2 tRNA genes and 2 rRNA genes are annotated in these 712 nt (G+C 53.7%); all 4 read left to right on the top strand.

From position 1 onward, the window contains the following. Positions 1–72, top strand: a 16S ribosomal RNA gene (locus JF515_RS17135); the annotation flags it as partial. 77 nt (positions 73–149) lie between these two features. After that, positions 150–226 (top strand) — tRNA-Ile (locus JF515_RS17140). A gap of 70 nt (positions 227–296) precedes the next feature. Then, a tRNA-Ala gene (locus JF515_RS17145) sits at positions 297–372 on the top strand. Between the two features lie 255 nt (positions 373–627). After that, a 23S ribosomal RNA gene (locus JF515_RS17150) occupies positions 628–712 on the top strand; the annotation flags it as partial.

A 712-nucleotide genomic window follows, 5' to 3' on the forward strand; every position in this document is an offset into this window, starting at 1 on the left:
GTGTGGTTCATGACTGGGGTGAAGTCGTAACAAGGTAGCCGTAGGGGAACCTGCGGCTGGATCACCTCCTTAACGACCTAGACCCTACCCGAACAGGGACCCACACGTTTGCTTGTCTGAACGGTTAAAGATGCCAAAGCGCTGTTTTTGGGTCTGTAGCTCAGTTGGTTAGAGCGCACCCCTGATAAGGGTGAGGTCGGCCGTTCAAATCGGCCCAGACCCACCAGAACATGGCTCGCGCCGGCTCACCTAGCGGTTCGCCGGCGGGAGTCTGTTCCATGAACAGTCACGATTTTGGGGCCGTAGCTCAGCTGGGAGAGCGCCTGCCTTGCACGCAGGAGGTCAGGAGTTCGATCCTCCTCGGCTCCACCATCTTCCAGGCCCGTCGTTGGCCGGGGAAGTCATAATCAAATGGTTGTTGATCGACTGTTTGCTTCTGACTTTCTGTCAGCGCTGCCCGTTATCGGGTTGGCATGCTCTTTAACAATTTGGGAAATGAGAAGTCCAAGTATTCCAATGGAATACAAGCGTTAGAAGTTTATCTGACACTTGTGTCTATTTGGTGCGATATCGTTGATTGTTGCGAGAACGTATGGCCTGAACGGTTCAGACTGTTTTGGGTTATATGGTCAAGTGACGAAGCGTGCACGGTGGATGCCTTGGCAGCCAGAGGCGATGAAGGACGTTGTAGCCTGCGATAAGCTCCGGTTAG

This window comes from Alloalcanivorax marinus (assembly GCF_016785095.1).
GTDB lineage: Bacteria > Pseudomonadota > Gammaproteobacteria > Pseudomonadales > Alcanivoracaceae > Alloalcanivorax > Alloalcanivorax marinus_A.